The sequence below is a fragment of the Cupriavidus sp. 86D6 genome, assembly GCF_057815095.1.
This window is the reverse complement of sequence record NZ_JBYPSB010000006.1, coordinates 162,218-189,062: the sequence shown is the minus strand read 5'-3', so window position 1 is coordinate 189,062 and position 26,845 is coordinate 162,218. Positions and strand designations below refer to the sequence as shown.

Sequence of the window (26,845 nt, the reverse complement as noted above, 5' to 3'; positions counted from 1 at the left end):
GCCGCAAATCGCAAAAGTGCCTCACAAATCATGCGTGGGGCACCGCCAGCCCGGATGAGAAGGGCCGGGCCGCTGGGTCAGTTCGCGCCGCCCCGGAGCAGGCACTCGGACAGCAACGGGGTGCCGCCTTCGCCCTGGCCCGCCCCCGTGCATTCGACGGCCACCTTCTGGCCGCGCCGGACCATCGTGGCACGGGCTTCGACTTCGCAGGCGCGCGTGCCCGGGCCGCAGATCTGCTGGCGCAGCAGCGCCGCGCGGACCACCTGGCCGGGGTTGTCGGTACGGATTTCCAGCACCAGGTTGTCGCCGTCGCGGCGCACGCCACTGGCTACGCCTTCGACGATGAAATAGCGGCCGCGATAGCGGTCGTCCGCGGCGGCGGCGTCGCTGCGATAGTCGTCGGCCAGACCGTCTGCCTGGTATTGGGGCAGCAAATCGGCGGGGCGGTTGGGATCGATGCTGATCGGATCGAGCGTGCCGTTGCGCGGAATGCCGCGCGGCACGCTGGCGGGCTCGTCGGGAGCGGAGACGGAGGCAAGCGGCGCGGTGTCGTGCTTCTCATTGCCAACGAACCACAGCAGGAAAAGGACGACGACAGCAACAACGGCGATCAGGATTTGTCTGGTGCGGCTCAACATCGGGCGGGCTTCAGGGGACTTCAGGGGGCTTCAGGGGCGTCGGACCGGAATGCGGCACGGCGAGGTCCGCCAGTGTAGCGTGCCCGGCGCCGCGTCAGCCTTCCGCCAGCAGCCGGGCCCGGGTGGCGGCGAGAATCTCGTTGGAAAGCGGCGTGCCTTGCGTGGCCCGCGACAGGATCAACGCGCCGGCCAGCGTGGCCATCTGTGCCAGGGCCGCACTGCGGCGTGTGTCGGCATCGGCATCGGGCTGCACCTCGGCCAGGATGTCGATCAACGTCTCCAGCCCTTCGTGGAAGGCGGCGCGCACGGGCTTGTCGTCGCCCTCGCGGGCCACGTCGTTGGCCAGCGCCGCCACCGCGCAGCCGGTGCCCGCGTTGTTCCGGTTGCGCGTGGAAAGGTAGGCCTCGATCAGCGACGACAGCGCCGTGGCGTGGTCCGGCGCCTCATTGACGCGCTTGCGCCAGCGCGCTTCGGATTCCTCGAACGCCCGGGTACAGGCGATGGCCGCGAGCGCGTCCTTCGATTCGAAATGGCCGTAGAAGCCACCATGCGTGAGCCCGGCGGCGCCCATCAGGTCTGCCACGCTGATGCCGTGGAAGCCCTGCTCGCGAAACAGCCGCGACGACACCTGCTCAATGATGGCGCGGTTCTTCTCCGCTTCCGCTTTCGATACGCGGGGCATGATCAACTCCAGATGGCAATGGGGACGATGGTCCGCCACATCGCCATGCAAGTCAACGCGACGGCATGGAGGCTGCCTTCACTCACGATGCCATCGACGCATCACACGATGGTCGGCCCCCCACTACCCAGCGCCGCCAGGTACTGCGCGGCGGTGTACGGCGTGGGCTGGCCCTGCCGGACCAGAAAGACATGCCGCAGGATCTCGCCCTGCTGTTCCAGCTTGTACTGGGAGAGCGCCTTGCCCGATTCCAGCCGGTACCGGTACTGGTTGAAGCCGCAGAAATGCCGCATCTGCTCCAGCCCGCCGCGCACCAGCACGTTGATGCCCCGCTGGTGCTGCCACACATGCGCCATCTCGTGGATGAACAGCCCCTGCATCGCCAGCCCCGCCGCACTGAAGTCGGTCAGCCCGCGCAGCTTGCGGCCCAGGTAGATGTGACCATCGGGCGTGATGATGTAGTTCGCACCCTGCCAGAAGACAAAGTTGCGATGGTGAACGCGGACAGCAGCGTAGTCGATGGCATCGCCGAAGACAGAGCGGGCGAGGGATTGTTCGCCGGGGGTGAGGGGGCGAGACATGTTGGTGGGGCGCGGAGGCATGAAGGACACGTATGGGGCCAGCGTGTCTTAAAGGACAACCTGTTCGAACTGCCCTTTTCCGGAAAAATTGTAAGGAACCTTGAAGGCAGCCCCGCCTCGCATGCCGCCAGATTGATCGATGATCCGGGGCCACCACCGCACAAGGTTATGCGCCTTATCCCAGAACGTGTGATTTGACCATCCTCTGTCCAGCAGAAACACGATCAAGCCCGCTCTGCGCAGCGCTTCCCGTTCCAGGCCCTTGTTGAGCTTGTCGTGGGTAACGATCGACCAGCCGCCTTGCCTGGACAGCGTTTCGATCCACGCCTCGTCGGTAGTGTTGGGTGGGAACATGTCCTTCAGATGAGCAGCCGAGTGTCCATGGGGCTCGGACAGGGCGTGAAGTGCTTTTGCCAGGGCCGGAGGCAGATTGTTGTCCACGAAGAACTTCACGATGCCAACCCTTCCTCAAAGGCGATGGCTGCATCGACGGCGGCAACAGGTACGTCGTAGAGCTTGGCAACGAGACCCTTGTCGCCTTCCGCGAGGTAGGCTTCATGAAGGACTGAGGTTTTGACGGCGCCGTCGGTCACGACCGGCTTGCCGAAGGCAATCTGCGGGTCCAGAACGACGGCCTTGCTGCGCGGGGACGGATACCAGCGTGCGGCACATTCGTCGGGACCGAACTCGATCCCTCGATACAACGACGGCTCGATGACCTTGCGGAATGCGTACTGTTGCCTTACCAGGTCCAGCAGTTCGGTCTCGCCTGTTTCGCGCATGGCGGACGCAAAGATCGTGCGCCCATCCGTCCTGAATTGCCGGGACGTGAATGGATAGTCGCTTGCGAACAATTCACGTGCACGCACACTAGCCACGCGGATTGTCTGCAGGCTTACGCCATGCTGTCGGAATGCCTTTACGAAACGGACCTCCAGGAGATCATGGAAACTGATGCCATCGAGTTCCGCGCGCGAAAGCTCTGTATCCCAGAGCGGCGGGACAGCGGCGGTTGTCTGGCTTCGCTTGTCCTTGTACGCGTAGCCGTCGAGCCAACGGCGAAGATCGCGGATGGGAATCCTCGTCAGCCGGGCGGCTTCTGGAAAGGTATACAGGCCGATGCCTGTCAGCTTCATAAATCCTCCCCCGTTAAAATGCGCCGTTGTGACTCGAATCGATCGAAGCCGATTCTACCGAAATCGGTGATGGCGCAGCGGGCGTTGCGCGGGATACCTGCTTGACCCCGCTCAGTGATCGCGCAGGTTCTGCCCACGGCTTGGACCACTGACCCGCACTCACTTCCCAATACAGAACCGCGTAAAGATCGTCCCCAGCAAATCGTCGCTGGTGAACTCGCCGGTGATGCTGTTCAGGTGGTCCTGCGCAAGCCGGAGTTCTTCGGCGAAGAGGTCCAGGGCCTGGGCGTTTTGCTCGGCGCGTTCGACGGCGCAGTCCAGGTGCGACTGGGCATTGCGCAGCGCGGTGAGGTGGCGTTCGCGGGCCAGGAAGGTGCCTTCGTTGCCCGACTGCCAGCCGATCAGGCGCAGCAGTTCGCGGCGCATCAGGTCGATGCCGGCCCCGGTGCGCGCCGAGATCCAGATCTCGGTGGGGTTCGGGCCGTTGGCGGCCACCACGTGCGGGCGGTTGCCGCCGAAGCCCATCTGGCCGGCCGCCGGCGCCACGTCGATCTTGTTGACCACGCGCACGATCGGCGATCCCGGCGGCAACTGGCCGCTCAGGCGGTCGTCGATGTGATCGTCGATTTCCGAAATGCCGTGTTCCAGGTAGTCGGCCGCGTCCACCAGGTGCAGCACGATGTCGGCGCGGCGGATCGCGTCCCAGGTGCGTTCGATGCCGATGCGTTCCACCTCGTCGGCGGCATCGTCGCGCAGGCCGGCGGTGTCGATGATATGCAGCGGGATGCCGTCGATCTGGATGGTTTCGCGCACGCGGTCGCGCGTGGTGCCGGCGATTGGCGTGACGATGGCCAGTTCCGCGCCCGCCAGCGCATTGAGCAGCGACGACTTGCCAACGTTCGGCTGCCCGGCCAGCACCACCGACAGCCCCTCACGCAGCAGCGACCCCTGCCGCGCCTGCTTGAGCACGCCAGCCAGGCTTTCGCGAATGCGCGTGAGCTGGCCGCGTGCGTCGGACGCTTCCAGGAAGTCGATTTCTTCCTCGGGGAAGTCGAGCGTGGCTTCCACCAGCATGCGCAGGTGGATGACCTGTTCGACCAGCGCGTGGATGGCCCGCGAGAACTCGCCCTCCATCGAGCGCGCTGCCGAACGGGCGGCGGCCTCGGTGCTGGCTTCGATCAGGTCGGCCACGGCCTCGGCCTGCGCCAGGTCGAGTTTGTCGTTCAGGAACGCGCGGCGCGTGAATTCGCCCGGCTCGGCCACGCGCAGTCCGATGTCCTTGCCGGCTTCCAGGCAGCGCGCCAGCAGCATCTGCATCACCACGGGTCCGCCGTGGCCCTGCAGTTCCAGCACTTCCTCGCCGGTGTAGGAATTGGGTGCCGGGAAGTACAGCGCCAGGCCGTGGTCGATGACCTTGCCGTGGCCGTCCAGGAACGGCAGGTAGGTGGCATGGCGCGGCTGCAGCGCGCGGCCGCAGACGGCGCGCATGACGCTGCCGACATCGGGGCCGGATACGCGCACGACGCCGATGCCGCCGCGGCCCGGTGCGGTGGCGATGGCGGCGATGGGAAGCTGGGTTGCTGTCATGTGCGGTATTGTCGCAGATCGCCCAGCCGGCAGATGGGCCGCGCCTCATGCCGGCGAGTCGCCCGGGGGATCGACGGACAGGCACTCGCACAGCAGCCGCCGCGCCACGGCACCGTCGATCACGGCGCCAAGTTCCGACTGCCGCGCCACGAGCTTCTTGCGCAGGCGTTTGCGATAGCGGCCGGGCAAGACGTCCGACAGCGCCTCGATCGCATAGCGCAGCCGTTTGTTGCCGATGCGCAGCTTGTGGACGTGTTCGGTCTTCCCGTCACGGGCGATGCGAGCCCGCTCGCGAACCTTGTCGCGCGCCTTGCGGATCCGCTTGGGTGCGAAATTCTCCAGCCGGCCCTTGGCCTCCTGTTCTGACAGATGCAGCAGGTCGCGTTTCAACGTGGGGAGCGGGCATTGCCGGTAACGTGACAGTTTTGTCATCATCTCGGCGTGGGCGATCGTACGTCTGGCCTGGGCGGTGTCGATCAGTGCCACCAGCATGGCGTCTTCCGGCTGCTTCACCAGGGCCGGGGCCAGGGTCTCGGCGATAAAGACGTCCCAATCGCGCACATTGCCGGCGGCGTCGGCGACATCGTGCAGCACCTGTTTCCAGCGGGCCTTTACCTGGCCCTGCAGCACGGGCCCGAACGCCCATGCCACGGCACGAAGATGACGAACGGCGACGCGCAGCGCGTGGACATCCTCGACCTCGTCGCGATGCTGCAGTGCGTCCAGGCGATCGTGAACGGCCCTCAGGCCCGCTTCGCCCAAGGCAACGAACGCGGCGGCGGGACGCATTTTCCGGTGCAGCACAGGCTGACGGCTCATTGCGATGTCTCTGAAGTGGAAAGAGAGTTACTGCGCAACGTCCGTCTAGTGTAGGCGATGGCGCACGCCGCCGCCGTCCACCGCCGTCTGATTCCTAACGCGTCGCCACGATGAACACGCGCGGGAACGGCAGCAGCACGGTGCCGTCGGGCATGGCGGGAAACACCTTGGCCAGCGCGGCTTCGTACTGCCGCAGGTATTCGGCGCGCTCGGCCTCGTCCAGCGGCGCCAGGAAGGGCCGCAGGCCGCTGCCCTTGAACCATTCGACAACCGCGGCCGCCCCGCCCTTGAGCGGATGCTGGTAGATCGTGCGCCAGATATCCACGCGCGAGCAGTGTGGCTTGAGCTGTTCGTAATACCAGCGTTCCGATGCCAGTGCGGTGCGGGCATCGGCGGCGGCGGCCAGCTTGGGCGCCCAGGGGCCGTTCAGCGCCGTTTCGCGCATCAGCAGGTGCGGCGGCTCGTTGAGGTTGTCCGGCATCTGCACGGCCAGGCTGCCGCCCGGCGCAAGCTTGCGGACCAGCGACGGAAACAGCGTGGCGTGATCGGGCACCCACTGGAACACCGCATTGGCCAGGATCACGTCCCAGGGGCCGCCATCGGCCCATTGCGTGACGTCGGCGATCTCGAAACGCAGGTTTGGCAGCCGCTCGCGCGCGGCGGCGATCATGTCGGCGTCGCTGTCCAGGCCGGTGACCTCGGCGCCGCCGTAGCGGGCCGCCAGCACCTCGGTCGAGTTGCCGGGCCCGCAGCCGATGTCGACCACGCGCACGGCGTTGGCGGTGGGGATGGCCCCGACCAGATCCCGCACCGGGCGGGTCCGTTCATCCTCGAATTGCACGTACTGGCTGGCCGACCACGTCATGGCGTATCCCCTTGTCCTGTTGATGGGCTCAAGTCTTATATAAGACATAAGACTGCAAGCATACGCCGAAAAAGAAAAACCCGGCTGGCAGCCGGGTTTTTCGTGGGTCGGGTTTGCAACCGCCGGATCAGCTCTTGGCCACCGCCGCGGTCTTGCCCTTGCCGAGCATGCGGTTGATCTGCCACTGCTGGGCGATCGACAGGATGTTGTTCACCACCCAGTACAGCACCAGGCCGGCCGGGAAGAAGAAGAACATGAACGAGAACACCAGCGGCATGATCATCATGACCTTGGCCTGGACGGGGTCCGGCGGCGTCGGGTTCAGCTTGGTCTGCACGAACATCGACACGGCCATCACGATCGGCAGGATGTAGAACGGATCTGGCACCGACAGGTCATGGATCCAGCCCAGCCACGGCGCACCGCGCATTTCCACCGACGACAGCAGCACCCAGTACAGCGCGATGAACACCGGGATCTGGATCACGATGGGCAGGCAGCCGCCGAGCGGATTGACCTTCTCGGTGCGGTACAGCGCCATCATTTCCTGGTTCATCTTCTGCGGATCGCCCTTGTAGCGTTCGCGGATGGCCGTCATGCGCGGCTGCAGGTCCTTCATCTTGCCCATCGACTTGTAGCTGGCAGCCGACAGCGGGAAGAACACCAGCTTGATCAGCACGGTCAGCGCGATGATCGACCAGCCCCAGTTGTTCAGGAAGCCGTGCAGCTTTTCCAGCAGCCAGAACAGCGGCTTGGCCAGGATGGTCAGCCAGCCGTAGTCCTTCACCAGTTCCAGCCCCGGCGTGATCTGCTCGAGCATGCGCTCTTCCTGCGGGCCGGCGAACAGGCGGGCATCGGTGCTCACCGTGGCGCCCGGCGCCAGCTGGCCCAGCGGCTGCTGGATACCCACGCGGTACAGGTTCGGGTCGATCTGCTCGGCGTAGAAGCTGTGCTGCTTGCCGTTCTGCGGAATCCAGGCCGACGCGAAGTAATGCTGCACCATCGCCACCCAGCCGTTGTCGGTGGCGGCCGGCACGGAGGCCTTGCCCTTGGCGATGTCGTCGAACGTGATCTTGTGGTACTTGTCGGCGTTCGTGTAGATGGCCGGGCCCGTGAACGTGCTGTAGAACTGCGACTGTTCCACCTTGGTGCCGTCACGTGCCAGTTCCAGATACAGCGTCGGCGAAACCGGGGCGGTACCGGTGTTCGTCACGTCGAAGCGGGCGTCGACCACGTAGCTGCCCTTGCGGAACGTGTAGGTCTTCACGAACTTCACGCCGCTCTTTTCGGCGGTCAGCACGAGGTCGAGCTTGTCCTGGCCCGGTGCCAGCGAGCGGGCACCCGGGGCAGCCGTGAACACCGTGGTGTGGTTCGGCAGGTCGCCGCCGATCAGACCCGAGCGCGCCAGATAGGTGCGCTGTGCATCACGTTCGAACAGTACAACGGGCTTGCCGTCCTTCTCGTGCTCGTTGAGCAGTTCCAGCCGCGACAGGATGCCGCCTGCGGTGTCGATCTCGGCACGCACTTCGTCAGTGGTGACGATGACCTTCTCGCCAGTGGGCTGGGCAGCCGCCTGCGGCGCGCCCGGCACGGCGCCCGGGGCCGACGCGCTGGTGGCGTTGGCCTTGGGCACGTCACCCTGCGCCGTGGCGCCGCTTGCGCCAGCGGCCGGGGCGGCCTGCTGTTGCGTGTTGGCGCTCGGGAAGAACATCGACGCGTGGCCGTTGGCGCGCTGCCAGTTGTCGTAGAGCAGCACGAGGGACATCGAGAAGATGACCCACAGGATGGTGCGTTTGATATCCATGTCTCGCTATGGTCTGGGGGAATCAGGGTCTGGGAAGCCGGACCGTGATGGACGGGCGGGCGGATGCGGTGGCTGCGGGAGGCACCGCGGAGGCCTTTCCGTGTACTACAGGCTCGGGCACGGGATCATACCCGCCCTTTGCGAAAGGATGGCAACGGCAGAGTCTGCACGCGGTCATCCACGTGCCACGCGCGGGGCCATGGCTGATGATGGCGTCGCGGGCATAGTCGGAACACGTTGGCAGGAAGCGGCACTGCGAGCCCAGGTAAGGACTCAGGGCGATCTTGTAGACGCGCAGCAGGGCAAGCAGGATTCGCTTCATGATGATGATCAGGCAGGCGCGGGTGGCGCGGCAGGTGCGGCCGACGCAGGCGGCTCGCCGGATGCCGGGACCGTTGGCGCCGGTGGCAGCGGCCGGGCAGCCACGTCCAGCAGGCTGCCCAGTTCGGCCTGGCAGGCTCGCCGTATGGCCGACCGGCTGGCAAAGTCCGCACGCGGAAACCTTGCCTGCAGCCGCAACAGGATATCGCGGCCCGCGAATTGGTCCTGCCGGCTGCGAAACAGTTCCCGCACCATGCGCTTCACCAGGTTGCGCTCCGCGGCACGCGGCGCGAACTTCTTGCCTACGACGATGCCCAGCCGGCCCTGCGGCTGGCCATTGGCCCGCACGTACAGCACGAAATGCGTGCTGCGACGCCGGGGCCGCAAAGCAAAAACGGATGAAAATTCATCCGTCTTTGTCAGCCTCGCGGCTTTGGGAAAGGCATGGGTCGACACGCTGGTCAAAGCTAGCGGACAAGCCGGGCTTCGGCGGCGGCGGTCCTGGCCATCCTGAGTGCGAGGCGCTGGACCGGACGACGGGGGCAACGCGGACGACGAACCGTCACGCTGCCTGCCATCCGGGCCGGTCGCCCGGCCCTCAGATTGCCAGGCGCTTGCGGCCCTTGGCGCGGCGGGCGTTGATCACGGCACGGCCGCCGCGGGTCTTCATGCGCACGCGGAAACCATGGGTACGCTTGCGGCGGGTAACGGAAGGTTGGTAGGTACGTTTCATGTTGCACTCTCTGGTTGATCCGGGCTTTCCGGGCGCCGGCCGTTGCCGGGACGCCTTGGCCGCCGCGTATGGTTCGCATGGGGCTGCCGCAATGCAGACGCTCGGTATCCGTTGAGGTTGCTGCGGCGATGCCGACGATTCTGGTTCTGTCTTGCTGCCGGCCGCCGCTGGCCCTTGGCCGTATGGGCCGGGGGCGCTGGCGGGGATCAGGCCGCTTGCCTGATGCCGCACATGTTTGACATGTGGCGGTACGGGCCAGACCCGGCGATGCGCATACGTGATCCCCTGCCGCATCGCAGAACCCGCCATTTAACCGATTTTCGACGCGAGTGTCAAGGCGCCGGACAGCCACTTCCGGCATGCGCGCGACATGTGCGGCGCAAGCCCCTGTCAACTGCAGTGCTCCATTGTCCACAACAATCGGTGGGTAACTCTGTGGGTATTCCCGGTCACCTATCGGTGGTAGCCCAGCGGATCAAGTCCTTGTTTCCGATGGATTATTGGGCGCCGAAGGCCTTTGTCTGGCGCGCCTCCCGCGTCGGTTGTGCACACAAATCCACTGAATTTTCACAACTTGTCCACAGGGTTATCCTTTGTGGATAACTTGGGGCGGGGGGTACAATCCGGGTCCAAACACTACACGGGCCGCGTGGCGCACGCGCAACCTGGGTCTGCCTGCCTCGGTATACCGCGACGTATACCCGATCGAGTTGCCGTTTCGATGCACTGCATTCGTGGACGGCCTATTGCCTTTCGCCGTCGGGAAATGACGCGCAAGGCATGTGCAGGGGCCCGGAACGCAAGCGCCGCGTCCACCCGTGACGTGGCATCGGCACGATGGCACGGTCACTCAGAAGAACACATGCAAGATTTCTGGCAGGCAGCAGCCGCGCAACTCGAGCGCGAACTGACGCCCCAACAATTCAAAACCTGGATCAAGCCGTTGGCGCCCGTCGCCTTCGACGAGGAAGCGCATGCGCTGCGGATTGCCGCGCCCAACCGCTTCAAGCTCGACTGGGTCAAGAGCCAGTTTTCGGGGCGGATCACCGCGCTTGCGTGCGAATACTGGGAAACGCAGGTTAGCGTTCACTTCGTTCTAGACCCCGCGGCCTCGGGCCGTGCGGCCACTTATACGCAACAAGCCATGCAGCAAGGCGGCCACGATGGCATGACGTCCGCTGCAATGGGTACGGGCGGCGGCGCCTATCCCGGGGCCTCGGCCGGCATGCCGGGCCAGGCCTATGGTCACGCGCCGGCGCCGCATCCGCAGTCGCTCCAGCCGGGCGGCTATCACGAGCACGCCGGCCAGCCGAACGGCGGCCAGCCCGGCTATGGCGCGCCGGCCGGCCAGGTGCCCTACCCGGCCGGCCCTGGCGGCATGCCGCATCGCGGCGCCGCGCCGACCGGGCATCCGCTGCAGGCGGCCTCCAATATGCCGATGCAGGACATGGGCGACATCGACGTGGCCCAGATGGATGCGTCCGAAGCCAGCGCGCGTTCCTATCGCGTGCCGGCCCAGCAGCCGGCCGTGGCCGGCACGCAGCCGACCGACACGGTGCACGAGCGTTCGCGCCTGAACCCGATCCTGACGTTCGACAACTTCGTGACCGGCAAGGCCAACCAGCTGGCCCGCGCCGCGGCCATCCAGGTGGCCAACAACCCGGGCAAGTCGTACAACCCGCTCTACCTGTATGGCGGCGTCGGCCTGGGCAAGACCCACCTGATCCACGCCATCGGCAACTTCATGCTGATGGAGAACCCGCGCGCGCGCATTCGCTATATCCATGCCGAGCAATACGTGTCGGACGTGGTGAAGGCCTATCAGCGGAAGGCGTTCGACGAGTTCAAGCGGTATTACCACTCGCTCGACCTGCTGCTGATCGACGATATTCAGTTTTTCTCGGGCAAGAACCGCACGCAGGAAGAATTCTTCTACGCGTTCGAGGCGCTGATCGCCAACCGTGCGCAGGTGATCATCACCAGCGATACGTATCCGAAGGAAATCACCGGCATCGATGACCGGCTGATCTCGCGCTTTGACTCCGGCCTGACCGTGGCGATCGAGCCGCCCGAGCTGGAAATGCGCGTGGCCATCCTGATGAAGAAGGCCGCCGCCGAGAACGTGAGCGTGCCGGAAGAAGTGGCATTCTTCGTCGCCAAGCACCTGCGCTCCAACGTGCGCGAACTGGAAGGCGCGCTGCGCAAGATCCTGGCGTTCTCGAACTTCCACGGCAAGGACATCACGATCGAGGTTACGCGCGAGGCGCTCAAGGACCTGCTGACCGTGCAGAACCGCCAGATCTCGGTGGAAAACATCCAGAAGACCTGCGCCGACTTCTACAACATCAAGGTCGCGGACATGTACTCGAAGAAGCGGCCGGCCAATATTGCGCGGCCGCGCCAGATCGCGATGTACCTGGCCAAGGAACTGACGCAGAAGAGCCTGCCGGAAATCGGCGAGCTGTTCGGCGGACGCGACCACACCACGGTGCTGCATGCCGTGCGCAAGATCGCCGACGAGCGTGGCAAGGACGCGCAGCTGAACCACGAGCTGCACGTGCTGGAACAGACGCTCAAGGGCTGATTCGCTGGAATTGCAGGGCGGCCTTGCCGGGCTGGCATACTACTGGGTGCGCGTCCGGCGGCAAGCGGGCGCCAGAGCAACTGTTGCATCGCGGGAAACCGGCCTCAGATAAGGCTTTGCGGTGAGTCGGGACGAATCGGCGGACGTAGGCGCCCGGAGCGTGGCTTTTTGTGCACAGCCCGGCGCCCTGCCGGATTCGCCCCGCTTCACCGCAGCGGCTTATCCTTGGTACAATCCAGCATTAACTCTTTGATTCCAAAGTGGAAATTGGATATCTGAGTTTTACCTGATTCCGCGGTCGCCGACGACAAACGACGAAGGATAAATTCAATGCAATTGGTCAAAACCTCGCGAGACAACCTGCTGCGTCCGCTGCAAATCGTGAGCGGCATCGTGGAGCGCCGCCACACCCTCCCGATCCTGGCCAACCTGCTGATTCGCAAGTCCGGCTCGAACGTGTCCTTCCTCTCGACCGACATCGAGATCCAGATCACCACGCACGCCGAGTGCGGCGTTGGCAGCGACGACGTGGCCACCACCGTGGCCGCGCGCAAGCTGCTGGACATCCTGCGCGCGATGCCTGACGGCGACGTGGCGCTGTCGCTGAACGACAAGCGCATGACCGTGCAATCGGGCAAGAGCCGCTTTGCACTGCAGACGCTGGCCGCGGAAGAATTCCCGACCGTTGCCGAAGCCGCCGAATTCAATGCGAGCGTGAGCCTGCCGCAGAAGACGTTCAAGCATCTGCTGGCGATGGTGCACTTCGCGATGGCCCAGCAGGACATCCGCTACTACCTGAACGGCATGCTGCTGGTGGTGGACGGCAAGAAGGTCATGGCCGTGGCCACCGATGGCCACCGCCTGGCGTATTGCGGCGTGGAACTGGAAAACGAGGCCACTGGCGTGGGTTCGCGCCAGGAAGTCATCATCCCGCGCAAGACCATCCTGGAACTGCAGCGCCTGCTGGAAGACAACGACGATCCCGTTCAGGTGCAGCTGGCCGCCAACCAGGTCAAGTTCTCGTTTGCCAACGTGGAACTGATCAGCAAGCTGGTGGAGGGCAAGTTCCCGGACTTCCAGCGCGTGATCCCGAAGGGCTACAAGAATGCGTTCGCGATCGACCGCGTACAGCTGCAACAGGCGCTGCAGCGTACCGCGATCCTGACGACCGACAAGTTCAAGGGCGTGCGCTGCATTCTCGACACGCACGTGCTGAAGATCAGCTCGACCAACGCCGACCAGGAAGAGGCGCAGGAAGAGCTGGAACTCGATTATTCGGGCGACGCGCTCGATATCGGCTTTAACGTGACCTACCTGCTCGACGTGCTCGGCAATCTCAAGAGCGAGCAGGTGCAGGTCAGCCTCGGCGACTCCAATTCGAGTGCGCTGATTACCGTGCCGGAAGACGACAACTTCAAGTACGTCGTGATGCCGATGCGCATTTGATGGCCAGCACCGAGTCGCCATCCATACACAATCGGGCACACACCGCAGCAGGGGCCGGGTCCACGGGATCCGCCCCTTTTGCCGTTTTTAAGTAACCCGCGAATGCGGATGTTCCGCACCCGTCGCCGTCCGGCGCAGGTTCGGATTTCTCCGCATTTGCCGTGAGTATCGTGAGTAGGAAAACATGACCGATCAGCAGAAACCGCAGCAGGAAAACACTTACGGCGCCTCTTCGATCCAGATCCTGGAAGGCCTGGAAGCGGTGCGCAAGCGTCCCGGCATGTATATCGGCGATACATCGGACGGCACCGGCCTGCACCACCTGGTGTTCGAGGTGCTCGACAACTCGATCGACGAGGCCCTGGCCGGCTACTGTACCGAGATCCAGGTCACGATCCATAGCGACAACTCGATCTCGATCGTCGACAACGGCCGCGGCATTCCGCCCGCCGTCAAGTTCGACGACAAGCACGAGCCCAAGCGCAGCGCCGCCGAGATCGCCATGACCGAGCTGCATGCCGGCGGCAAGTTCAACCAGAACAGCTACAAGGTGTCTGGCGGCCTGCACGGCGTGGGCGTGTCGTGCGTGAACGCGCTGTCGAAGTGGCTGCGCCTGACGGTGCGCCGCGATGGCCAGGTCAACCTGATCGAATTCGCCAAGGGCGAGGTGCAGAACCGCATCATCGAGACCGTGGCCGGCCCGGATGGCCAGCCCGTGGAAGTCTCGCCAATGAAGATCGTGGGCGCTACCGACAAGCGCGGCACCGAAGTGCACTTCCTGGCCGACGAGGAAATCTTCACGAACGTCGAGTTCCACTACGAAGTGCTGTCCAAGCGCATCCGCGAACTCTCGTTCCTGAACAACGGCGTGCATATCAAGCTGCTGGACCAGCGCACGGGCAAGGAAGAGGATTTTGCCTTCTCGGGCGGCGTGAAGGGCTTCGTGGAGTACATCAACCGCGCCAAGACCACGCTGCATCCGAACATCTTCTACGCGAACGCCGAGAAGGACGGCATTGCCGTGGAAGTGGCCATGCAGTGGAACGACGGCTACAACGAGCAGGTGCTCTGCTTCACGAACAACATTCCGCAGCGCGACGGCGGTACCCACCTGACCGGCCTGCGGGCGGCGATGACGCGTGTCATCAACAAGTACATCGAAGAAAACGAGATCGCCAAGAAGGCCAAGATCGAAACCAGCGGCGACGACATGCGCGAAGGCCTGGCGTGCGTGCTGTCGGTGAAGGTGCCCGAGCCGAAGTTCAGCTCGCAGACCAAGGACAAGCTGGTCTCATCCGAGGTGCGCCTACCCGTGGAAGATCTGGTCGGCAAGGCGCTGACGGACTTCCTGCTGGAAACGCCGAACGACGCCAAGATCATCTGCGGCAAGATCGTGGATGCCGCCCGCGCGCGCGAAGCCGCCCGCAAGGCCCGCGAAATGACGCGCCGCAAGGGTGTGATGGACGGCATGGGCCTGCCCGGCAAACTGGCCGACTGCCAGGAGAAGGATCCGGCCCAGTCCGAACTGTTCCTGGTGGAGGGTGACTCCGCAGGCGGCTCGGCCAAGCAGGGCCGCGACCGCAAGTTCCAGGCGATCCTGCCGCTCAAGGGCAAGATCCTGAACGTGGAGCGTGCGCGCTTCGACAAGATGCTGTCGAGCCAGGAAGTGCTGACGCTGATCACGGCGCTGGGCACGGGCATCGGCAAGGACGACTACAACCTCGAAAAGCTGCGCTACCACCGCATCATCATCATGACCGATGCGGACGTGGACGGCTCGCACATCCGCACGCTGCTGCTGACGTTCTTCTATCGCCAGATGCCGGACATCATCGAGCGTGGCTACGTCTATATCGCGCAGCCGCCGCTGTACAAGATCAAGCACGGCAAGGAAGAACGCTACATCAAGGACGACACCGAGCTGAACGCGTACATGCTGAGGCTTGCGATGGAAAAGGCGGGCCTGGTGCGTCCGGACGGCAGCGAGATCAATGGCGATGCGCTGAGCGAACTGGCCCGCCAGTACCAGCTGGCCGAAGGCGTGATCGGCCGCCTGTCGCGCATCGTCGATGTCGACGCACTGCGGGCGATCGCCGATGGCGTGTCGCTGGACCTCGACAGCGCCGCAGCCGCCGAGGCCTCGGCCGTGGCGCTGAAGGCAAAGCTTGCCGAGATGCACGCCAAGACGCTGATCGGTGCCGCCGTGAACGATGACGGCACGGCCGACGTCTACGCGCAATTCGACGAGAAGACCGACAAGCATCGCCTGATGATCGCGCGCCGCCACCATGGCAATGTGCGCCTGTCGCACCTGGATGCGGACTTCGTGCATGGCGCCGACTACGCGGCCCTGTCGCGCGCGGCCACCACGTTCCAGGGCCTGATTCCGGACGGCACCAAGGTCAAGCGCGGCGAAGGCGAAAAGCAGCGCGAGCAGACCGTGGCGGATTTCCACCAGGCCATGCAGTGGCTGCTGAGCGAAGCCGAGCGCGGCGTTTCGCGCCAGCGCTACAAGGGCCTTGGTGAAATGAACCCCGAGCAGCTGTTCGAAACCACGCTCGACGTGACGCAACGCCGCCTGCTGAAGGTACAGATCGAAGACGCCATCGCGGCGGACCAGATCTTTACGACGCTGATGGGCGACGAAGTGGAACCGCGCCGCAACTTCATCGAGAGCAACGCGCTGGTGGCGCGGAATATCGACGTTTGATGGGTTGCAGACGCACAGAAATCCCGGCTCAAGGCCGGGATTTTTTTTGGCGCTTTCACCACACCCCCGGCACCATCCGCCATCTCCGCGCGCAATAGCGCGCATATTCGTCGCCGAACGTCTCGCGCAGCGGGGCCTCGGCCCGGATCCGCGCGATCTGTGGCCATAGCATCAGCGCAGTCAGCATCACACCGATCAGGGATCGGAACACCAGTACCCACCCTAGCGAACCGACCATAAGGGTATGCCGCCGGCATCGCGCTCTTGAGCCGTGAATCGTCGACGATCAATGGGACAATGCCGCCTGATCCCGAATTCGCACCAGGCAGACCATGGCTCTTATCGACCTCAGCAACCTCCAGCAAGCGGCGCTCGCCTTCGGCGAGGCGCGGGGCTGGGGCAAGTATCACAGTCCGAAGAACCTGGCGATGGCGCTTAGTGTGGAAGTGGCCGAGCTGGTGGAAATCTTCCAGTGGCAAACCGAGGAAGAGTCGCGCGGCATCATGTCGACGACCGAGCGTGCACACGTCGAGCAGGAACTGGCTGATATCACGATCTACCTGACGCAGCTGGTGACGGCGTTGGGCGTCGACCTCGATGCGGCGGTGCGCGCCAAGATGGAGATGAACGCGCGCAAGTATCCGGCGCCGGACGAGGGAAAGTAGGCTAGGGGCGCGAATCAGCATGCCGCGCGCGAATCACGTGTCCGCATCCTGACAGCCGCGTGCGGCAAATGCGGCTAGACTTGGTCCATCGTCTTTCGCGGAGATGGCGCCATGGCAGTGCGCAAGCAAGGCAAGTCATTTGGCAATGTCCACATTGGTATCGGCGGCTGGAATTTCGCGCCGTGGCGCGACAATTTCTATCCGGCGGGCCTGCCGCAGGCCCGAGAGCTGGAATATGCGAGCCGTCACCTTACCGCGATCGAGATCAACAGCACCTATCACGGCACGCAGAAGCGCGCGTCGTTTGCCAACTGGCGCGATGCCACGCCCGATGACTTCGTGTTCGCCGTCAAGGCGTCGCGCTTTGCCACCAACCGGCGCATTCTGGCCGAGGGCGCCGATTCGATTCATCGCTTTATCGACAGCGGCATCGCCGAGCTGCGCCACAAACTTGGCCCCGTCGTCTGGCAGTTCGCACCGACCAAGCAGTTCGTGCCCGATGACTTTGAGGCCTTCCTGAACCTGTTGCCCGATGCCGTGGAAGGCGTGCCGCTGCGCCACGTGCTAGAGGTGCGCCACGCCAGCTTCATGTGCGACGAATACCTGAAGCTGGCGCGCAAGTTCAAGGCGGCCACGGTATTCACCGATTCTCCAAAATTTCCGTCATTTGCCGATCTGACCGCCGACTTTGTCTACGCGCGCCTGATGAATGCACAGGAAAAGCTGGCGACCGGCTACGCGCCGAAGGACCTGGACCAGTGGGCCGGACGCGTCGCAAGCTGGGCCGAAGGCAAGGCGCCCGACGACTTGCCGGCGGTGGAAGACAAGCCGGGCGCGAAGCTCAAGCCGAAGACGGTCTACCTGTTCTTCATCAACGGTGCGAAGGAGCGGGCGCCGTCTGCGGCCGGCGCGCTGCTCCAACGGCTGGGCTGGACACCGACCGAGGAGGTCCCGGTGAAGGTTGCGGTGTCGAAGCCAGCTGCCGTCGAGGGATCGGCGGAGGCCCCGGCAACAAAGGCCCGCGCAACAAAGGCCCCCGCAACAAAGGCATCCGTGGAGAAACCTCCGGCAAGGAAGGCCGCTGCAAAGCAGGCGGCAACTAAGCAGGCGGCAACGAAGACGGCCGCAACGAAGACGGCGGCAACGAAGACGGCGGCAACGAAGACGGCCGCCGGCAAGCCAGCCGCACCCCCACCCTCGACAAGGAAGGCGCCCGCGAAGAAAGCCGCTGCAAAGAAAGCCGTCACCCGCGCCGCCGCGTAAGGCCATGCGTGCCAGCCGGCCCCCATCCCCGTTGATTGCGCTTCGGTGCGAACCCTTTTCGGTGCTGCCGCTGGAACCGATGTGGCTCGACGCGCTGGCGCAATCGGGCCATGTTTCGATGACGCCGCTGCAGGCCGCCGCCCTGCCCCTGGCGCTTGCCGGGCACGACCTGATCGTCCAGGCGCGCCAGGGCGGCAGGGCCACCACGCTGGCGATCGCCCTGCTCCACCGGCTCGATCCACAACGCTTCGACGTGCAGGCGCTGGTGCTGTGTCCCACGCGCGATCGCGCCGACATGGTGGCGCGGCGCATCCGGCAGCTGGCGCGGGTGGCCGGCCAGGTCAAGGTGGCGCTGCTCTGCACCGGCATGCCGATCCGGGCACAAATCGATAGCCTGATTCACGGCGCGCATATCGTTGTCGGCACCCCGGGACGCCTGCTCGACCATATCGATGCGGCCAGCCTGGATCTGCGTGCGGTGAACACGGTCATCTTCGAAGCCGCCGACACCATGCTCGACATGGGGTTTGCCGATGACATCGCCTTCGTGGCCAGCCGCTGCCCGAAGTCGCGGCAGACGCTGCTGTTCCATGCGTCCCCCGACGCCGATCCGCCGCCGGAAATCGTCCGTCTGGCACGGCAATGGCAGCGCAAGCCGCGCGCCGTCCGGCCGGCGATGGGCGAGTCGCCGTCTGTCTGACGCCGCGCGCCATGCCAGCACTGGCCGACGAAGATTCGTGAAAGTCACCCTGTAAGGCGGCGCATTCGTTTGCTAATCTGGATACACGCAGCCAGATCCCCGGGGGGTGCGGGCTATTGCGCAGCACCGCAGATCGATCGCGTCTGGGCAGCGACTGTTTCCAAAACGGCAACAAGGAGTCGGTGACATGAAGACCGCACGGCAGGTTCTGGAAAACAAGGCAAATCACGCCATCTACAGTATTCCACCCACGGCGACGGTGTACGCGGCGCTGCAGCTGATGGCCGACAAGGGCATCGGCGCGCTGCTGGTAATGGAACACGACAAGATCGTCGGCATCCTGAGCGAACGGGATTACGCGCGCAAGGTGATCCTGATGCAACGCACGTCGCGCGAGACGCTGGTCAAGGAAATCATGACCACGGCCGTGATTTACGTACGTGCCGATCAGAGCACAGACGACTGCATGGCGTTGATGACCAGGCATCGCCTGCGTCACCTGCCGGTGATGGATGGCGACACGCTGATGGGAATGTTGTCGATCGGCGACCTCGTCAACGACATCATCAGCGAGCAGCGTTTCACCATCGAACAGCTGGAACACTACATCACGGGCGGCTCACGCTAGCCGCCCCTCAGCGCGGTCCAATCCCACCCTCTCAACCCCGGGCATGTGGCGAACGTGCCCGGGGGCGTCGTTCGGCCTGTGGTTTTTGTCCCATCGCGGCCTTTTGCGGGCAATCGGCTCGAGCGAAAAAATACTAAGCATGCATATAATTATGCGGTCACTGAATAAGGCCGCGTCGATGTTGTGCGGTCTGTGGTTTTTGTGATCTGCGCGGCACCATCGGCGCCCCCACACCATCCGCATCCATTGCATGTCATCGCCCTCGCCTTCCCAGTCCGTCACGCTGGACGCCGCTCCCGATGCCCACGACCACGCCGCGATCATGCGCGTGATCGGCGGGATCGTGCTCTGTATCCTGCTGGCCGCGCTCGACCAGACCGTGGTCATTCCGGCCGTGCCGGCCATCGCCAACGACCTGAACGGTTTCGGCCATCTGTCGTGGATCGTCACGGCCTACCTGATCGTGTCGACGGTCACCACACCGCTCTACGGCAAGCTGTCTGACAGTTTTGGCCGCCGGCGCCTGCTGATGCTGGCGATCTCGCTATTTATCGCCGCATCGGTGGCCTGCGCGCTGGCGCAGTCGCTGACGCAGCTGATCCTGTTCCGCGCGCTGCAGGGCGTGGGCGGCGGCGGGCTGATGTCGCTGGCCCAGGCGGCCATCGCCGATGTGGTGGCGCCGCGCCAGCGCGGCCGCTACCAGGGCTACCTTGCGACGGTCTGGGCGGTCTCGTCGATTGCGGGACCGCTGGTGGGCGGCTGGGTGTCCGACCACATGTCGTGGCGCTGGCTGTTCTGGATCAACGTGCCGCTGGGCCTGCTGGCGATGGCCATGTGCTATCGCGGGCTGGCGCACCTGCGTGCCCGGGGCGGCCGGCCGCAGGTGGACTGGCTGGGCGCCAGCCTGCTGGCGGTCGCCATCGTCGCCTTTCTGCTGGCGATGAGCTGGGCGGGCGAAGCCTTCGACTGGATCTCGCTGGAAATGGGCGGCCTGCTTTTGCTGACGCTGGTGGCCGTGGCGCTGCTGGCCTGGCAGGAACGGCGCGCCGCCGATCCGATGCTGCCGCCGCGCCTGTTCGCCAACCGCGCCTATGTGATGGGCGTGGGCGCCTCGTCGCTGGCTGCGCTCAACATCTTCCTGTGCATCTTCGCGCTGCCGCTGCACTTCCAGCTGGTGCGTGATGCCGATGCCTCGACGTCGGGCCTGCTGGTGGTGCCGTTCCTGCTGTCCACGGTGGCCGGCAACTTCGTGGTGGCGTGGCTGGCGCCTCGCCTGGGCCGCATGCGCGAGATACTGACCGGCGGCTACGTGGCCGCCGCCGTGGGGCTGGTGTCGCTGGCCACGGTCACGGCCGCCGTGCCCACGACGCTGGTACTGGTGGCGATGACGATTGCCGGCATCGGCCTGGGCATGTCGATGGTGGGCACGCTGATTTCGGTGCAGAACGCGCTGGAACGCCGGGACATGGGCGCCGGCACCGGCGCGCTGCTGGTGATCCGCTCGCTGGGCAGCGCCTTGGGCGGCGCACTGGCCGGCACGCTGCTGGCGATGGAATTCCGCGACGCGCTGGCGCGCTCGGGCGTGAACCAGGCGCTGGACCTGGGCTCGCTGCGCCATGGCAGCGAGGCGATGGCTCATCTGTCGCCGGCCGTGCACCAGGTGCTGGCGGGCGGCGTGGAATCGGGCTTTCACATGATCTTCGCGGCGGGCGCGGTCGCGGCCATCATCGCGCTGGTCATCGTGCGACGCATGCCGGACCTGGAACTGCGCAGCAGCGTGACCGAACACGCCGCCAAGATTCACATGGATTGAAGGTGGTCCGGGGCCGGCGGCGCCTGTCGCTGCCGCCCCGCGTCATGACGCGAATCGCCCGAGAGCGTAGACTTTGCTGCACTAAAGGAAACCGGAGCCCGTACCCATGTCTCGCGAACGCACCCTGGCAACTGCAGTCCACATGGACCGGATGCGGCAACACCTCCAGCGCACCGCCCTGCTGGGCGCGTTGGGCCTGGCCGCCGCGGCCGCCATGCTGCCGCACCCTGCCCGCGCGGCAGACAAGTCTGCCACGGTGTCGGCACAGCCGGCCGGCAACTGCCCGGCTTCGCTGAATTTCCGTTTCCCGCGTCTGCAGGACGAATCGCCCCAGAACCTGTGCCAGTACGCCGGCAAGGTCGTGCTGGTGGTCAATACGGCCAGCTATTGCGGCTTCACGCCGCAATACGAAGGCCTGGAGGCGCTTTACGCCAAGTACCGCGAGCGCGGCCTGGTGGTACTGGGCTTCCCGTCGAACGACTTCTCGCAGGAGCCCGGTTCGGCGAAGGAAATTTCGGACTTCTGCTACAACACCTACGGCGTCAAGTTCCCGATGCTCGGCAAGTCCCACGTGCGCGGCGGCGAAGCCAATCCGATGTACGTGTTGCTGACGAAGGAAACCGGCACCGCGCCGAAGTGGAATTTCTACAAATACCTGATCGACCGCAAGGGCCAGGTCGTGGGCAGCTACAACAGCATGGTCAAGCCCGACGACAAGCAGTTCGTGGCCAAGATCGAAGAGTTGCTGTCCACGCGCTGAATGGCCCCGCCGCCGGCGCCCGTCCGGCTTTTTCGGCCGCTTTCCAGGATTTTTGATTCACATCAATTGAAAACCTCGCGCAACTGAGTACTTTCGCCGCTTAAAAATAACCACAAGCGGTTGAGGGAGTCATGAGCAAGGTGCTTTACGAATGCAACGGGCATGTCTGCCTGGCGTTTACGGACCTGGTCGACGATACGCATGGCGATGCGGTGCAGAGCAACCAGTTCCTGGTGGTCAATCACGGGCACGCGGCCCTGATCGATCCGGGCGGGCAGATGACCTATAGCGAGCTGTACATGACGATCAGCCGCTATTTCGCGCCCAAGCAGCTCGATTACGTACTGGCGTCGCACGCCGATCCCGACATCGTGGCGTCGGTGGGGCGCTGGCTGACGGCGTCCGACAGCCGCGTGCTGATCTCCGAGGTCTGGGCGCGCTTCCTGCCGCATTTCTGCCAGACCGGCAAGACCGCCGGGCGCATTGTCCCGATTCCCGATGCGGGCATGGTGGTGCCGCTGGGCAAGTCGTCGATCATGGCCGTGCCTGCCCATTTCCTGCATTCCGAGGGCAATTTCCAGTTTTTCGATCCAATCAGCAGGATCCTGTTCTCGGGCGATCTCGGGGCGTCGATGACCTCGACGGAAGACGCGCGCGGCGACGTGACCGATTTCGATGCCCACGCGGCCCGCATGCTGGGGTTCCACCGCCGCTACATGAGCGGCAACAAGGCCTGCCGGCTGTGGGCGGCCATGGCGCGCACGCTCGATATCCAGTGCATCGTGCCGCAGCACGGGCCATCGATCCGGGGGCGCCAGATGGTGGCGCGGTTCATCGACTGGGTCGAGCAGCTCCAGTGCGGGCTGGATCTGGTCGACGCCAGTCACTATCAGGTGCCCACGCAGGTCCTGCGCTGAACCTGCGGGCGGCGCCGTCAGTCGCGCACCAGGCCCTCGGCACGCATTGCCGCCTGCACGGCCGGGCGCGCGGCCACGCGCGACAGATATTCCTGCAGCTTCGGGTACGCATCGAGCTTCAGGTGCAGCAGCCGGGCCCAACTGACGATCGTGAAGCAGTACGCATCGGCCACGCTGAACTGGTTGCCCAGCAGGTAATCGCGCGACGCCAGGTGTTGGTCCAGTTCGCCAAAACGCTTGTGCAGCTTGGCCTTGCAGGCCTCGACGGTGCTGGCGTCGGTTTCCTTGTGCCACAGCCACGGGCTGAACACCTTGTGCAGTTCGGTGGAGATCAGCGTCAGCCAGCCCACGGCCTCCAGCCTGGCCTGGCTGCCGGGCGCCGGCAGCAGGTTGCGTGCCGGCACCATGTCGGCGATGAACTGGAGCAGGGCGGACGCCTCGCTGTGGCGCGACCCGTCATCGAGCTGCAGCAGTGGCACATAGCCGCGCGGGTGGATGGCGTAGTAGTCGTTGGTGCCGTTTTCGGGCTCGGCCAGCGTGTGATGGATCAGGTCGACGCGGGCCAGCGTGACGGGCAGGCCGGCCTCGCGCAGGGCGATATGAACGGCCATCGAGCAGGCGGCGGGCGAATAGTAGAGCTTCATGGGATTCCTTGGGAGATGGCACGGCGCGGGGTGCGGCGTGCGGTGATGGCAGTCTAGGCAGCGGCCCAGGCCCCCACAATGCGTGGCGATGCACAGCGGGTATGCAAAGATGCATGGCCTGCATGATGTGTCAGAAGAATGCCGACGCAGGGCGGTCGGGGACGGGCGTGCGGGGGCCGCGCGCGGGCCGCTGGCTTGCGATATGCTCGCGAGGCTGACCTGACCCCCATAGGAGACAAGATGAAGCTAGTCCGTGTAGGAAACCCCGGCGCCGAGCGTCCGGGCCTGGTTGACCGTGATGGGCGCGTGCGCGATCTGTCCGGTGTCGTCGGCAATATCGGCCCGGGCGAACTGGCGCCGGCGGCGCTGGCCCGGCTGGCCGCGATCGACCCGGCCACGTTGCCCGTGGTGGAGGGCCAGCGCCATGGCGTGCCCTGGACCGGTATTGGCAAGATCATCGCCATCGGCCTGAACTACGCCGACCATGCCGCCGAGGCAGGCATGCCGCTGCCGGCCGAGCCGATCGTGTTCCTGAAGGCGAATACCTCGCTGAACGGCCCGAACGACGCCGTGATGCTGCCGTTCGAGTCAAAGAAGTCGGACTGGGAGGTGGAACTGGGCGTGGTCATCGGCACCACGGCGCGCAATGTGTCCAAGGCCCAGGCGCTGGAGCACGTGGCGGGCTACTGCGTGGTGAACGATGTGTCCGAGCGCGAATTCCAGCTCGAACGCGGCGGCACTTGGGACAAGGGCAAGGGCTGCGACACGTTCTGCCCGGTCGGCCCGTGGCTGGTCACCCGCGACGAGGTGCCCGACGCCCAGAAGCTGGGCATGTGGCTCGACGTCAACGGCGAGCGCATGCAGAAGGGCAGCACCGCGACGATGGTCTTCGACGTGGCCACGGTGGTCAGCTACGTCAGCCGCTTCATGACGCTGGAACCCGGCGACCTGATCGCCACCGGTACGCCGCCCGGCGTGGGCATGGGCTTCAAGCCGCCGCGCTACCTGAAGGCTGGCGATGTGATGCGCCTGGGCATCGAGGGCCTGGGCGAACAGAGCCAGAAGGTTGTGGCGTACGGCGAACGCTAGATTCTGCGATGTGAAAAAAGCGGGGCGACCGCGTGGCTTCGCGAGGTTCCCCGCTGAAACATCGTCTTGCAAAGCGTCGCGTTTTCAAACAAAGCGTCCGTTAAGGGCAACAGTTTTGGGACCATATGGGGCGCTTTCGCACGAAATTCCCATTCGGGGTTTCACCTCCCGGGGGTGCGTGAAATACTGTTCTTACATGATGTCTGCCAAACAAGAGCAATGCCATGTCTGAACACGCCCCCGAAATCGAGTCGATATTGAAGACCGTCCCGGTCAGCCTCGCCCGGAACGGTCCCACCCGCACCTTCTGCACCCTGCATGACACGCTCGACTCGCGTGACGAACTGCAGGACATCCGCCGCAGCATCCACCAGCATCCCGAACTCGCCTTCAATGAAGTCCGTACCGCCGAGCTTGTCGCCAGCAAGCTCGAAGGGTGGGGCTACACCGTGACGCGCGGTGTGGGCGGCACCGGGGTGGTGGCCACGCTGCGGTCGGGCAGCAGCCAGCGCAGCGTCGGCATTCGCGCCGACATGGACGCGCTGCCGATCCACGAGCGCACCAACCTGCCATACGCCAGCGTCAACGAAGGCAGGATGCACGCCTGTGGCCACGACGGGCACACCGCCGTGCTGCTGGGCGCTGCCCGCCAGCTGGCGCGCACGCGCCATTTCAACGGCACTGTCCACCTGATCTTCCAGCCTGCCGAGGAAATCGGCGCCGGCGGCGGGGCCGAGCGCATGCTGGCCGATGGCCTGTTCGAACGGTTTCCGTGCGACGCCATCTTTGGCCTGCATAACCACCCTGGCGTGGAAGCCGGTACGTTCATGTTCCGCGCGGGGCCGTTCATGGCCGCGTGCGACACGGTGACGATCACCATTCGCGGCAAGGGTGGCCACGCGGCCCGCCCGCACCAGTCGATCGACCCGATCCTGGTGGCCGGCAGCCTGGTGATGGCGCTGCAATCGATCGTGGCGCGCAATGTCGATCCGAACGAGACCGCCGTGGTCACCATCGGCACGCTGCACGCCGGCCACGCGCCAAACGTGATCCCGGACAGCGCGCGCATGGAAATCAGCGTGCGGTCGTTCAGCGCCGAGGTGCGGGCGTCGATGGAAGCGCGTATCCGCCAGCTGGTCACGGCGCATGCCGAAGGCTATGGCGCCGCCGCCGATATCGACTACGTGCGCGGCTATCCGGTACTGGTCAACAGCGAGGCGGAGACCGAATTCGCCCGGCAGGTGGCCGAGGAACTGGTGGGTCCGGAGCGGGCGATCGGCAATTTCCATCGCATCGCGGGCAGCGAGGACTTCGCGTACTTCCTGCAGCAGCGTCCGGGCTGCTTCGTGCGGATGGGCAATGGCGCCAACCAGCCGCTGCTGCACAACGCCGGCTACGACTTCAACGACGACAACCTGACCGTGGGCGCAGCGTACTGGACGCGCCTGGTGGAACGGTATCTGGCGGAATAACGATCGAGCCGCCGCAGGTTTGCAGATCGACAGGCCGCCAGGGCAGGGTAGGTCACTTGAAGAAGGCGCTCGGCGGCACGCCAAACTGCCGCCGGAACATCGTCGCAAAGGCGCTCGGGCTGTCGTAGCCCATGTCGAGCGCCACATCCACCACCTTGTCGCCGGCAGCCAGGCGCTCCAGCGCGGCCAGCAACCGCGCCTGCTGGCGCCACTGGCCAAAGGTCATCCCGGTTTCGCGCGCAAAGCGCCGCTGGATCGTCTTCGGGTCCACGCCCAGGCGCGTGCCCCAGTCGGTCAGGGTCAGGCCGGTATCGGGCTCGCCGACGATCTGGTCGCAGATCGTGCGCAGGTCCGGGTCGGTGGGGCGGGGCAGGTGCAGCGGCAGCGTCGGCACCAGCTTCACTTCGTCGAGCAGCAGCCGCATCAGGCGGCCATCGCGCGAATCCATGTCATATAGAGCGGGCACGTCAATGGCGGCCAGGATCAGCTCGCGCAGCAGCGGCGATATGCCCAGAACGGTACATGCCGTGGGCAGATCGGGCGCGGCGTCGGGGCGGATATAGGCGGTGCGCATCTGCACCCGGCCCACCATGCGGATCCAGTGCGTGGTGCCGCCCGGCATCCACATGCCGCGCGTGGGCGGCACGGTCCACTGGCCTTCGGCCGTCGAGACCACCATCACACCATGCATGGCATGGATCAGCTGGGCATGCGGATGCTGGTGGGGCTTGGTGACGTGACCCGGCACATAGTCGGCAGCCATGGCCGTGACCGGCATCGGGCTGCGGTCGTACTGGACATAGGCGGGGCGCTCGGCATAGGTGTCGGCGCGGGCGTCCATGGCGGGATCGCGCGGCGCATCGGGGGGCAGGGGTCGGCTGCCCGGGGTGTCGGGATCGACCCAGGCGATGCGCGGGGCAGGGTGGGCGGCGGATGTCGGTCGTGCGGACGGCTTGCGGCGTTGTGGCGGTCGCGGGGTACCCGGCAT

Annotated in this window: 25 protein-coding genes and 2 pseudogenes; 12 read left to right on the top strand and 15 right to left on the bottom strand. The window is 65.2% G+C overall.

Annotated elements, in window-relative coordinates; translation table 11 throughout:
* Positions 1-77: 77 nt before the first annotated feature.
* From AC3G88_RS16445 to rpmH, 12 genes are all read right to left on the bottom strand, one after another.
* On the bottom strand, positions 78-638 hold the full coding sequence (locus tag AC3G88_RS16445) for an OB-fold protein (RefSeq protein WP_400397388.1): 561 nt from the start codon (positions 636-638) through the stop codon (positions 78-80).
* A 94-nt stretch (positions 639-732) separates the two neighbouring features.
* Positions 733-1,320, bottom strand: coding sequence for a TetR/AcrR family transcriptional regulator (locus tag AC3G88_RS16440; RefSeq protein WP_488893556.1), 588 nt, complete (start codon positions 1,318-1,320; stop codon positions 733-735).
* Between the two features lie 101 nt (positions 1,321-1,421).
* Complete coding sequence (locus tag AC3G88_RS16435; RefSeq protein ID WP_488893555.1) at positions 1,422-1,901, bottom strand: hypothetical protein; 480 nt, start codon at positions 1,899-1,901, stop codon at positions 1,422-1,424.
* A 48-nt stretch (positions 1,902-1,949) separates the two neighbouring features.
* On the bottom strand, positions 1,950-2,354 hold the full coding sequence (locus AC3G88_RS16430; RefSeq protein ID WP_488893554.1) for a PIN-like domain-containing protein: 405 nt from the start codon (positions 2,352-2,354) through the stop codon (positions 1,950-1,952).
* Positions 2,351-3,037 carry a DUF433 domain-containing protein gene (locus AC3G88_RS16425; RefSeq protein WP_488893553.1) on the bottom strand — a complete coding sequence of 229 codons (687 nt, stop codon included), beginning with the start codon at positions 3,035-3,037 and terminating at the stop codon, positions 2,351-2,353. Before AC3G88_RS16425 ends, AC3G88_RS16430 begins: the two co-directional genes overlap by 4 nt.
* Positions 3,038-3,196: 159 nt before the next feature.
* Positions 3,197-4,624, bottom strand: coding sequence for a tRNA uridine-5-carboxymethylaminomethyl(34) synthesis GTPase MnmE (mnmE, locus tag AC3G88_RS16420; protein WP_488771624.1), 1,428 nt, complete (start codon positions 4,622-4,624; stop codon positions 3,197-3,199).
* A gap of 45 nt (positions 4,625-4,669) precedes the next feature.
* Positions 4,670-5,443: a CHAD domain-containing protein gene (locus AC3G88_RS16415; RefSeq protein WP_488893552.1), complete on the bottom strand. Its 774-nt coding sequence runs from the start codon at positions 5,441-5,443 to the stop codon at positions 4,670-4,672.
* 94 nt (positions 5,444-5,537) lie between these two features.
* The gene (gene tam, locus AC3G88_RS16410) at positions 5,538-6,308 is read right to left on the bottom strand and encodes a trans-aconitate 2-methyltransferase (RefSeq protein WP_488893551.1); all 771 of its coding nucleotides are present in this window, start codon (positions 6,306-6,308) and stop codon (positions 5,538-5,540) included.
* 127 nt (positions 6,309-6,435) lie between these two features.
* Positions 6,436-8,112 carry a membrane protein insertase YidC gene (gene yidC / locus AC3G88_RS16405; RefSeq protein WP_400395190.1) on the bottom strand — a complete coding sequence of 559 codons (1,677 nt, stop codon included), beginning with the start codon at positions 8,110-8,112 and terminating at the stop codon, positions 6,436-6,438.
* 22 nt (positions 8,113-8,134) lie between these two features.
* Positions 8,135-8,434 carry a membrane protein insertion efficiency factor YidD gene (gene yidD, locus AC3G88_RS16400; RefSeq protein WP_153946232.1) on the bottom strand — a complete coding sequence of 100 codons (300 nt, stop codon included), beginning with the start codon at positions 8,432-8,434 and terminating at the stop codon, positions 8,135-8,137.
* 8 nt (positions 8,435-8,442) lie between these two features.
* Complete coding sequence (gene rnpA, locus AC3G88_RS16395) at positions 8,443-8,889, bottom strand: ribonuclease P protein component (RefSeq protein ID WP_488893550.1); 447 nt, start codon at positions 8,887-8,889, stop codon at positions 8,443-8,445.
* A 142-nt stretch (positions 8,890-9,031) separates the two neighbouring features.
* The gene (gene rpmH, locus AC3G88_RS16390) at positions 9,032-9,166 is read right to left on the bottom strand and encodes a 50S ribosomal protein L34 (protein WP_008650850.1); all 135 of its coding nucleotides are present in this window, start codon (positions 9,164-9,166) and stop codon (positions 9,032-9,034) included.
* A gap of 862 nt (positions 9,167-10,028) precedes the next feature.
* On the opposite strand from rpmH, the gene dnaA reads away from it, so the two are divergent.
* The 3 genes from dnaA to gyrB all read left to right on the top strand — a co-directional run bounded on the left by dnaA (position 10,029) and on the right by gyrB (position 15,906).
* Positions 10,029-11,750 (top strand): chromosomal replication initiator protein DnaA, encoded by a 1,722-nt coding sequence (gene dnaA, locus AC3G88_RS16385; RefSeq protein ID WP_488893549.1) that lies wholly within the window; start codon positions 10,029-10,031, stop codon positions 11,748-11,750.
* A 330-nt stretch (positions 11,751-12,080) separates the two neighbouring features.
* On the top strand, positions 12,081-13,196 hold the full coding sequence (gene dnaN / locus AC3G88_RS16380; protein WP_092600480.1) for a DNA polymerase III subunit beta: 1,116 nt from the start codon (positions 12,081-12,083) through the stop codon (positions 13,194-13,196).
* Between the two features lie 184 nt (positions 13,197-13,380).
* On the top strand, positions 13,381-15,906 hold the full coding sequence (gyrB, locus tag AC3G88_RS16375) for a DNA topoisomerase (ATP-hydrolyzing) subunit B (protein WP_488893548.1): 2,526 nt from the start codon (positions 13,381-13,383) through the stop codon (positions 15,904-15,906).
* 55 nt (positions 15,907-15,961) lie between these two features.
* On the opposite strand, the pseudogene AC3G88_RS16370 reads toward gyrB, so the two are convergent.
* Positions 15,962-16,147, bottom strand: a pseudogene (locus AC3G88_RS16370) (isoprenylcysteine carboxylmethyltransferase family protein); the annotation flags it as partial.
* 91 nt (positions 16,148-16,238) lie between these two features.
* On the opposite strand from AC3G88_RS16370, the gene AC3G88_RS16365 reads away from it, so the two are divergent.
* From AC3G88_RS16365 to AC3G88_RS16335, 7 genes and pseudogenes are all read left to right on the top strand, one after another.
* Positions 16,239-16,571, top strand: coding sequence for a nucleotide pyrophosphohydrolase (locus AC3G88_RS16365; RefSeq protein WP_153946211.1), 333 nt, complete (start codon positions 16,239-16,241; stop codon positions 16,569-16,571).
* A gap of 111 nt (positions 16,572-16,682) precedes the next feature.
* Positions 16,683-17,510 (top strand): annotated as a pseudogene (locus tag AC3G88_RS16360) (DUF72 domain-containing protein); the annotation flags it as partial.
* Between the two features lie 385 nt (positions 17,511-17,895).
* Positions 17,896-18,534: a DEAD/DEAH box helicase gene (locus AC3G88_RS16355; protein WP_488893547.1), complete on the top strand. Its 639-nt coding sequence runs from the start codon at positions 17,896-17,898 to the stop codon at positions 18,532-18,534.
* A 187-nt stretch (positions 18,535-18,721) separates the two neighbouring features.
* Complete coding sequence (locus AC3G88_RS16350; RefSeq protein ID WP_400396345.1) at positions 18,722-19,162, top strand: CBS domain-containing protein; 441 nt, start codon at positions 18,722-18,724, stop codon at positions 19,160-19,162.
* Positions 19,163-19,484: 322 nt separating this feature from the next.
* The gene (locus AC3G88_RS16345) at positions 19,485-20,975 is read left to right on the top strand and encodes an MDR family MFS transporter (protein ID WP_488893684.1); all 1,491 of its coding nucleotides are present in this window, start codon (positions 19,485-19,487) and stop codon (positions 20,973-20,975) included.
* 142 nt (positions 20,976-21,117) lie between these two features.
* Positions 21,118-21,735 (top strand): glutathione peroxidase, encoded by a 618-nt coding sequence (locus AC3G88_RS16340; RefSeq protein ID WP_488893683.1) that lies wholly within the window; start codon positions 21,118-21,120, stop codon positions 21,733-21,735.
* 131 nt (positions 21,736-21,866) lie between these two features.
* Entirely contained in the window at positions 21,867-22,652 is a 786-nt protein-coding gene (locus tag AC3G88_RS16335; RefSeq protein ID WP_488893546.1) for an oxygen-binding di-iron domain-containing protein, read from the top strand.
* A gap of 17 nt (positions 22,653-22,669) precedes the next feature.
* On the opposite strand, the gene gstA is transcribed toward AC3G88_RS16335, so the two are convergent.
* Positions 22,670-23,296, bottom strand: a complete 627-nt coding sequence (gstA, locus tag AC3G88_RS16330; RefSeq protein ID WP_488771591.1) for a glutathione transferase GstA — start codon at positions 23,294-23,296, stop codon at positions 22,670-22,672.
* 240 nt (positions 23,297-23,536) lie between these two features.
* On the opposite strand from gstA, the gene AC3G88_RS16325 reads away from it, so the two are divergent.
* Both AC3G88_RS16325 and AC3G88_RS16320 read left to right on the top strand, forming a co-directional pair.
* A complete protein-coding gene (locus AC3G88_RS16325; RefSeq protein WP_488771590.1) occupies positions 23,537-24,385 on the top strand; it encodes a fumarylacetoacetate hydrolase family protein in 849 nt (282 codons plus the stop codon).
* Positions 24,386-24,609: 224 nt separating this feature from the next.
* Complete coding sequence (locus AC3G88_RS16320) at positions 24,610-25,857, top strand: M20 aminoacylase family protein (RefSeq protein ID WP_488771589.1); 1,248 nt, start codon at positions 24,610-24,612, stop codon at positions 25,855-25,857.
* Positions 25,858-25,909: 52 nt separating this feature from the next.
* On the opposite strand, the gene AC3G88_RS16315 is transcribed toward AC3G88_RS16320, so the two are convergent.
* Positions 25,910-26,728, bottom strand: a complete 819-nt coding sequence (locus AC3G88_RS16315; RefSeq protein WP_488893682.1) for an AraC family transcriptional regulator — start codon at positions 26,726-26,728, stop codon at positions 25,910-25,912.
* Positions 26,729-26,845: the final 117 nt, after the last annotated feature.